Below are 8,318 nucleotides of genomic sequence, written 5' to 3' on the forward strand. Positions count from 1 at the left end.
GGGAGTTCACATGACTCTGCGCAAGAAAATTCCGAATTCAACACAGGCCGAAGTCTTAGTACAAAGCCGCCGTCGCTGCTGTTTATGCTTTGGCCTTAATCGTGACGATGCATTCAAAAATGGGCAAATAGCTCACTTGGATAGGGATATAAACAACAATAGTATTGAAAATTTGGCCTTCCTCTGTCTTGAGCATCATAATGAATATGATTCAAGGACAAGTCAGAGCAAGGGGTTGGTACGAGCTGAGATTGAACGCTATCGGGAAGAGCTCGCCTACCATTTTGGCAGTTGGAGTACGCAGCTAAGGCGAGATGACCTACTCAATTTCCTCGCTTTTCAAATAGATCTCGATGTAATGGCAAAGGCTGCTGTAAAAGTTGGAGAAAGTGTCGTCTGGTATGGAGAAAAACTCGCGTTTCAGGTGCTAACTACTAACTCCGTCGACTACTGCGATGCCGATCTCTATGTTCCTCATCTATTTGCCCTCGATCACTTCGCATCCTGGGGATGGCTCACATACACAGAAGAGGAGAGAGAGGTTGAAGGCGGTACCAGTGTATTTATAGAAACTGTGCGTAAGTCCGTATGTAATGAGGTGGCATCACGGATACTCAAGCATCGGCACGACCGTGGTGAAAACAATGACCAGTTTCTTAATCTTACTGATCGTCAAGAGTGGAAAGACGCGGAACCTAATGAATAAAGTCCAACATCACAATTAAACGGATCATTTACAACCTGCGGCTTCCGCTGCCTGGTGATCATGGGCGTAAGTAGTCATTACACCTTTTTCGATACCTTTTGTACAATCCCCAGAACGAATTTGTATAAAACACTGTATTGTGTATTATCACATGCAGGGATAACCTGATCAGACGAAAAATCCATGTTTGTCTTTCCGTTGTCATCTTCCATTGTAGCGCCAGCCTCAAAGCTATAAAGGGTAGATTGGCTGGCGTTCAGCTTGAGCATTGATATCGATTTCAGCAAACAGCTTTGATAAAATTTTTGTTGACAAATCCGAATCTTTGGAGCCTTTTGCAAAAGTCGAGATTGTTTGACACAGCCCCCTTCCTGTCTTCGGACATCCTTCCCACGGAGTGGGCAGGAATCGACTGTGGAGCAATGACTTCCCTTGCCCCCTTCGGGGGAAAGGGATAGAGGGATAGGGGGCTGTAGTAAACAACTTGACTTCTTTTTTACGTATAAAACGACTTTTGCAAAAGCCTCTCCTGTCAAAATATTTATATTGGTGATTCATGGATGTAATACGGGTTCTCGGACTGAAGATTACTGCAACGCATGGAGTTCTGCCCGAAGAAAAAACCAGGCCTCAGCTTTTTGAGGTGGATGTGGAGCTATATCGCGATCTTTCCAAATCCGCGGTCAGCGACCATCTGGAAGATACGGTGGATTATTCCCGTATTGTCTCACGCGTGGAGGAGGTCATGAAGGGAGAATCCTGTAATCTCCTGGAGCGGCTGGCCGGGAAAATCATTGACGCTCTTCGAAACAGCGTAGGAAAAGGCAGGCTCGTGGTCAGAATCCGTAAACCGAATGCGCCTCTGTCAATAGGTTTCGATACTGTTGAGGTGGAGATGCAATGCGAGACAAAGCAGTGACAGCATATCTTGGACTGGGTTCCAACACGGGCGACCGGTTTCTTCATCTCCGGGAGGCGCTGCGGAAGCTGAAAGATGCGCCGGGTGTACAGATCAGCCGAACTTCCCCTGTTTACGAGACCGAACCGGTCGGCGGCCCTTGTCAGCCGCAATATCTGAATACGGTAGTGGAGATTATTACCGATATAGAGGTAAAAAAACTGCTCAAGGTGTGCCAGGAGATAGAAAAAGAGATGGGACGTATCCGGACCGAGCGCTGGGGACCCCGCATTATCGATATCGATATCCTGATCTACGGCGATCTGGTCAGCAGTACCAAAGAATTGACTATTCCCCATCCTCTCTTTCATGAACGTGAGTTTGTGCTCCGGCCCCTGGCGGATATTGTTCCTGATCTGGTGCATCCTGTCCTGGATTTGAGCATCAGGGAGCTTTTGGATGGGGTTGAGGAATCGGGAGTAAAAAGAATGAGCGCTTTGAAACTCGAGTAACCTGGAGCCTTCTTATGGACCAAAGCCCGCAGAAGTGCCCGTATCGATATATCGCAGTCGAAGGGGTTATCGGTGTAGGGAAAACCAGCCTTTGCCGTCTTTTGGCGGAATATTTCAACGGGATTTCCATTCTCGAGGATTTTGAAACGAATCCCTTCATCAGGGACTTTTATCGTTCGCCGCGGGATTATGCGTTCAAAACCCAGCTTTTTTTCCTCGTCTCACGGTTCAAGCAGCACATGGAATTCCCGCCCCCGAACCTTTTCGGTTCGCCGCTCATTGTGGATTATATCTTTCAGAAGGACCGGATTTTCGCCTCTGTCACCCTTGATGACGACGAACTCGACCTGTATAACACTGTCTGCAACGTCCTGGAGCCGAAAATAATTCCGCCCGAGCTGGTTGTCTATCTGCAGGCCTCGACCGACCATCTCCTCAAGAGGATCACCATGCGGGGGAGGAGCTATGAAAAAAACATTTCCCGCGAATATCTCGAAGCTCTGAACAACGCATACAACGATTTCTTTTTCCATTATTCCGCCGCTCCGGTATTCATAGTCAACACCGACGATATCAATTTTGTTACCCGATCCGGCGATCTCCATGATCTGATAGCGAAAATCATCGAACCTCACCATGGGATCACCTATTATCACCACGGAGGAAAGTGATGCCCGAACGGCCCCTTACCGTTACCGATTTCAAAAGGATGAAAAGCGAAAAGACCCGTATCACCTCCCTGACCGCTTATGATGCGGTTTTCGCCGAGCTTCTGGATGAATCGGGAATTGACCTCATATTGGTGGGGGACTCGCTCGCCAATATCTTCCAGGGCCGTGATACCACGCTGCCGGTGACCCTGGAGCAGATGATCTATCACGGGGAGATTGTGGCCCGCACAGTGAAACGTGCTTTTGTAGTGATCGATATGCCGTTCATGAGCTTCCAGGTATCACCCGAAGATGCCCTGCGGAATGCCGGGAGGATGGTAAAGGAAACCGGATGCCGTGCGGTGAAACTGGAAGGCGGGACGGATATCAGAGACACTGTGCGGCGCATCGTGAATACCGGCATTCCTGTGCTTGGACATGTGGGGATGACCCCTCAGTCGGTGAACGTATTCGGCGGTTACGGCGTTCAGGGAAAAGAGAACCGTACTCGGGTGATCGAAGACGCTTGTGCGGTCCAGGAAGCGGGCGCATTCGCAGTCGTTCTCGAAAAAATACCGAGAGAACTGGCTGCGGAGATTACCGGGAAGCTCGCTATTCCCACCATCGGAATCGGCGCCGGGCCTGAGTGCGACGGCCAGATACTGGTGGGCGCCGATATGCTGGGACTTTTCAGCGGTTTTAAACCCCGGTTTGTAAGGCGGTATGCCGAACTCGGGGATCTTTCCCGTGAAGCTTTCCGAAGGTATGTTGAAGAGGTGCGTTCCGGCGTCTTCCCCTCCGATGAAGAAAGCTATTGAGAAACTCACCCCATAATCCCCTCTCTAAGTCCGCGAATTACCCCTCAAAAATCCTTGAAGATCCCTCCCCTATTTTTTATATTATAAAGTTAATGATGCGGTAAAAAGTAAATTTTACTTCATTTTCTGGTGATTCTTTACCTCACCCCCTGTCCCCCTCTCCTAGTCAGGAGAGGGAGTAACTCATTATGCGCCTTGTTCTTGCCCTCTCCTAATTAGGAGAGGGTGGCCGAAGGCCGGGTGAGGTTTTTTAGAGCGACGGCAGCAACAAGATACTTTTTGCCGGATCATCAAAGTTACATTTCACTACAAATTTTATGCTGCAACAATCCTCCGGGGCATGTTTCTCATTCGGGAACTGACTCTCGTGGATATTTCTTTTATTTCTCCGCTTTTTCGGGAATGGTTAGCACCTTATACTTTGCGGGAAGGGAAAACGATGAAGTATCTCCGGTACAAGGAAAAGCTTGACAGATGCTACTCGGCTGTTATTATGGATGTAATGGACGGGATGAATGTGCGGGTGAGATGCATGGATCCCTCGGTGAAGCCCCTTGTTCCCACGATGACGACCTGGGGCGAAGCAGTGACCGTTTATGTTGAAAAGGTGGCTGAAGTCCCCAAAAAACCTTTCCAACTGGAGATGGAAGTCATCGATGATTTGAAGGAAGGACAGATCATCGTTGCCCAGTGCAATGCCCCCGACCTGTCCGCTTTCTGGGGCGGCCTGCTCAGCAACGCTGCGGTCGGGCGGAAATCTCCGGGAGCGATCATGGACGGTGGCGCCCGCGATTACCGTGAAATTGTCAGCCTGAATTTCCCCGTTTTCTGCAAAAGTCTGTCTCCTTACGATTCCTGCGGCCGGATGGACGGCAAAGAGCGCGATATTCCCATTGTCTGCGGCGGAATACGGGTGCTTCCCGGCGATCTGGTTTACGGCGATGTGGACGGCGTGGTGGTGGTTCCCCAGGAAATGGCGGATGAGGTTATTGCCCGCGCCTGGGAGAAAGTTAAGGGCGAAAACACCGTCCGTGAGGAGCTGCGGGCTGGCGCGAGCGTGGTAAAAACCTTCGAGAAATATGGAATTCTGTGAAAGAAAGTGCCTGAGTGCCTGAGTGCCTAAGTGCCTAAGTCGAAAGGCACAAAGTAAAAAAATACTCCAAAGCCCAAAGTGAAAAAGTAAAAAGTAAAGCAGAATGCGGAAAACAGAAGACAGAGTTAATGCTTTTTACTCAGGCACTCAGGCACTCAGGCACTTCAGTTTTCCTGAAAGGAAAATGTATGAAACGTATCATGATCGGCGGGATGCGGCATGAAACCAACATGTTCAATCCCCTGCCAACCGGCCTGGAGGATTTCCGGGTCAGGGAACTCTTCTACGGCGATGAAATAGTCTCAAAACGCAGGGGCACAAACACCGAGACCGGCGGATTCATCGATGCGCTGGATCGGTTCGGCTTTGAAATCGTTCCCTCTGCGCTGGGAACCGCCATGCCTGCCGGCGTGGTTGCCGAGGAAGTATTCGATGCCATCCTCGGCCCTATGTTCGATATTTTGAAGCGAACTCCGGTCGATGGTATCCTTCTCTCTCTCCACGGTGCCATGGTCGGCGCGAACCACGATGACGGCGAGGGATATATCCTGGAGAGTATCCGTAAAAACATCGGGGATGACATACCCATCGTGATTACTCTTGATTTCCATGCCACACTGACTCCGCTGATGGCTTCCACCGCAAACTCCATGGTTGTATACCGGACGTATCCCCACATGGACATGGCCGACAGGGGCCGTGAAGCGGGAGCGATCTTGAACCGTATTCTGCGCGGCGAAATACATCCTTTGGTGGCTGTCTCCAAACAGCCTCTCCTTATCGGTCCGCCGCTTAATGTGCTCCCCCATGACCTGCCCATGAAACTGGTTATGGACCGCGCCCGCCAGATGGAGCGTGAAATCCCCGGAGTGATTACCGCCTGCCCCGCGCAGGGATTCATGCAGCAGGATGTTCCATATGCCGGAACCGGAGTAGCGGTTACAACCGACAACGATCCGGAACTGGCGCAGAAACTGGCGGACGAGCTCGGGGACATGATGTTCGCTCACCGGCGGGAATACCTTGTGGATCTGCCCGGCCCTGTGGAAACTATACGGCTTGCTATGAAAGCGGAAAAACCTCCGGTCGCTATTGCCGACTCCGGCGACAACATCGGCGGCGGCACTCCGGGAGACGGCACTGCACTGCTGCGAGAGATTCTCCGTCAGGGGGTGGACAGCGCATTTGTACCCCTCTGGGACCCCGAAGCGGCCCGGCATGCGGCGGAAGCGGGGGTGGGAGCAACTGTCACTCTGGAGGTGGGCGGAAAATCCGATCCCCTCTACGGGCCCCCGGTGCGCATCACCGGAAAGGTGCGCACAGTCACTGACGGCGTTTACCTGAACCGGGCATGGGGCGGGTATTCGGCGGGCGTGGTGGACAACATGGGGCTCAGCGTGCGGATTGACATGGGAGGCATCACCATTGTGCTGAACTCCCTGGCCACAAGTCCGAACAATATCATGCACGCCAAGTCTATCGGCGTGTATCCGGAAGATTACCGTATGACTGTCTGCAAAGGCGGCCTGGCTTTCCGTGAGGCATATAAACCGCCGGTAACAAATACCTATATTCAAAGCGATACCCCGGGGTATTCGTCTTCTAATCTGAACCTTTTCACTTTCACCAAAATACGGCGGCCGATGTTTCCGCTGGATGATATCTGAAAAGGACGACATATTTTATTGCGTTTCTTTTCATAATAGATGCCGAAACGGTTGCAAAAAGATGCGCTGCGCCTTCATCGTTCCAGCAAAGCGGCAACAAGTTCGGCATGACACGTGTCATCCTGAACTCGTTTCAGGATCTAAACACTCAAAACAAGCGCTTTATTTATGTTGTCATGTAAAAAAACCAAAGGAGAGTATGCAGAATGTCATTCATAATGAAAAAACCTTTGCTCATGATCCCCGGCCCCATGGATGTACCGGACGAAGTGCTCAGGAGGTGCGGTCATCAGGTTTTTCCGCACTATGATGTCGGAACCGATTTCCCCGCCTTCTATCATCAACTGACCGAAAAGGCCAAAATGGTGTTCGGGATTCGCGAGGGCTACGTGTTTATCCCGAACGGCAGCGGGACGACCGCAGTCAACATGATGATCGCAAGCCTATGCACTCCGGACGATGATGTATTGATCATGAACAATGGCGGTTTCGGCGCCTATGCCGAAAAGAATCTCAAGTGTCTTGGAATCGGATTCACCCATGTCAAAGGCGAACATGGAACAATCATCGATCCTGACCGGGTGCGGGATGAGATGAAACGGAAACGCCATCAATTCATCTACATCACTCACAACGAAAGCTCAACCGCAGTTGTGAACCCGCTTCCTCCCATCGGAGAAATCGCCCGTGAATTCGACGCTCTGGTTCTAGTGGATGCAGTTTCGGGTGTGGGCGGAGTGGTGATCGACATGGACGACGCCGGGGCAGATGTGGTCGCCGGAGCGAGCCAGAAATGCCTGGAGCTTCCTCCCGGACTGGCGCCGGTGGCGGTGGGAAAACGCGCCTGGGAATACATGGACCGGATGACCAGCCGCCGGGTGCCATTTATCCTCGATTTCCAGGTCTGGAAAAAGGCGTATATCGACCAGTATGACTGGCATCCGCAGCCGGTAACCGGCGCAACCACCATGTTATATGCTCTGGACTGGGTGATAGACCAGATCATCGCCGAGGGTCTGGTGAACCGTCAGGAAAGGTTCCGCGCCGCCGGCGAGCGCCTCAAGAAGGGATTGACGGCACTCGGATTCAAGCTCGGCGCCGACCAGCGCTACGCTTCCCCGGTGGTGACCGAGTTCATCGCTCCGGAAGGCATATCGGGAGAAGCTGTCCGCGATTACTATCTCATGAAGCACAACACCATGGTAGGATATGGCGCACGGACGAACAAGGAGGGAATGAAGATATCCTTCCGCATCGCTCATTTCGGGCTTGCGGCCGATCCTGTTCGTATAGATCACATGATAACCATCACCCGGAAATTCATGGAAGAGGAAATAAAGTAAAGAAGGGACAAAGACACAGAGGCGCAAAGGAAAAGCCTTAAAGTAACAATACCATAAAAACAGTGGCGTCGGAGAAAACGTCGCCCTTTTTTAAATATCTGTAGCGAAGAAAAAACCTTCGTCATAGGGTGATTGAAAAACCGGCCACGAAAAACGCTTGTGTTCAAGAAGCAGTATGTTATATTTGTAAAAAGCGAATCAAACGGATTCACCCGTGTTGCACTTGAGAGTTGAAACCGCCATGACTAAAAAAACAAATTTAATAATTATTGAAGATAATCGCCTTCTGCGTGACGGTATCACGGCGATGATCAATAAACAGCCTGATCTCAAAATGATGGCTGCATTTGGAGAGAGCGAGACAACTCTGACGAAAGTTAGTGATTTGAAACCCTGTGTGTTGCTTCTGGATTTCAGTTTACCAAATCAAGACAGTTTTGAATTAATGAAATCGTTGAAGAAGAACTGTCCAGAGACAAAAGTGATTATAATGGATATTGTTCCATTGCAGTCCGATATCGTTACTTTTATAAAAGCGGGAGCAGCGGGGTTTCTCCTTAAAGATGCCTCGACGAACGATTTTCTTAATACGATTCGATTGGTTGCTGATGGTGAAAAAGTTTTGCCGCCC

General features: G+C 50.6%; 9 protein-coding genes. All 9 read left to right on the top strand.

Annotated elements, in window-relative coordinates:
* Positions 1–10 precede the first annotated feature (10 nt).
* Complete coding sequence (locus Q8O92_14340; GenBank protein MDP2984494.1) at positions 11–706, top strand: hypothetical protein; 696 nt, start codon at positions 11–13, stop codon at positions 704–706.
* Between the two features lie 556 nt (positions 707–1,262).
* Positions 1,263–1,625, top strand: coding sequence for a dihydroneopterin aldolase (folB, locus tag Q8O92_14345; GenBank protein MDP2984495.1), 363 nt, complete (start codon positions 1,263–1,265; stop codon positions 1,623–1,625).
* On the top strand, positions 1,607–2,116 hold the full coding sequence (folK, locus tag Q8O92_14350) for a 2-amino-4-hydroxy-6-hydroxymethyldihydropteridine diphosphokinase (GenBank protein ID MDP2984496.1): 510 nt from the start codon (positions 1,607–1,609) through the stop codon (positions 2,114–2,116). Before folB ends, folK begins: the two co-directional genes overlap by 19 nt.
* A gap of 14 nt (positions 2,117–2,130) precedes the next feature.
* Positions 2,131–2,787 (top strand): deoxynucleoside kinase, encoded by a 657-nt coding sequence (locus Q8O92_14355; protein ID MDP2984497.1) that lies wholly within the window; start codon positions 2,131–2,133, stop codon positions 2,785–2,787.
* Positions 2,787–3,584: a 3-methyl-2-oxobutanoate hydroxymethyltransferase gene (panB, locus tag Q8O92_14360; GenBank protein MDP2984498.1), complete on the top strand. Its 798-nt coding sequence runs from the start codon at positions 2,787–2,789 to the stop codon at positions 3,582–3,584. Before Q8O92_14355 ends, panB begins: the two co-directional genes overlap by 1 nt.
* A gap of 439 nt (positions 3,585–4,023) precedes the next feature.
* Complete coding sequence (locus Q8O92_14365) at positions 4,024–4,677, top strand: RraA family protein (protein MDP2984499.1); 654 nt, start codon at positions 4,024–4,026, stop codon at positions 4,675–4,677.
* 188 nt (positions 4,678–4,865) lie between these two features.
* The gene (locus tag Q8O92_14370; GenBank protein MDP2984500.1) at positions 4,866–6,344 is read left to right on the top strand and encodes a M81 family metallopeptidase; all 1,479 of its coding nucleotides are present in this window, start codon (positions 4,866–4,868) and stop codon (positions 6,342–6,344) included.
* Positions 6,345–6,550: 206 nt separating this feature from the next.
* A complete protein-coding gene (locus tag Q8O92_14375; protein MDP2984501.1) occupies positions 6,551–7,687 on the top strand; it encodes an aminotransferase class V-fold PLP-dependent enzyme in 1,137 nt (378 codons plus the stop codon).
* A gap of 241 nt (positions 7,688–7,928) precedes the next feature.
* The coding region (locus Q8O92_14380) for a response regulator transcription factor (GenBank protein MDP2984502.1) at positions 7,929–8,318 on the top strand (390 nt) is incomplete at its 3' end.

Origin of the sequence: Candidatus Latescibacter sp., from assembly GCA_030692375.1 — a bacterium.
Lineage (GTDB): Bacteria > Latescibacterota > Latescibacteria > Latescibacterales > Latescibacteraceae > JAUYCD01.

Bases quoted from the DNA above. Each gene is read 5' to 3' on its own strand.
- Q8O92_14340 (MDP2984494.1), top strand. From the start codon at position 11: ATGACTCTGCGCAAGAAAATTCCGAATTCAACACAGGCCGAAGTCTTA.
- folB (MDP2984495.1), top strand. From the start codon at position 1,263: ATGGATGTAATACGGGTTCTCGGACTGAAGATTACTGCAACGCATGGA.
- folK (MDP2984496.1), top strand. From the start codon at position 1,607: ATGCGAGACAAAGCAGTGACAGCATATCTTGGACTGGGTTCCAACACG.
- Q8O92_14355 (MDP2984497.1), top strand. From the start codon at position 2,131: ATGGACCAAAGCCCGCAGAAGTGCCCGTATCGATATATCGCAGTCGAA.
- panB (MDP2984498.1), top strand. From the start codon at position 2,787: ATGCCCGAACGGCCCCTTACCGTTACCGATTTCAAAAGGATGAAAAGC.
- Q8O92_14365 (MDP2984499.1), top strand. From the start codon at position 4,024: ATGAAGTATCTCCGGTACAAGGAAAAGCTTGACAGATGCTACTCGGCT.
- Q8O92_14370 (MDP2984500.1), top strand. From the start codon at position 4,866: ATGAAACGTATCATGATCGGCGGGATGCGGCATGAAACCAACATGTTC.
- Q8O92_14375 (MDP2984501.1), top strand. From the start codon at position 6,551: ATGTCATTCATAATGAAAAAACCTTTGCTCATGATCCCCGGCCCCATG.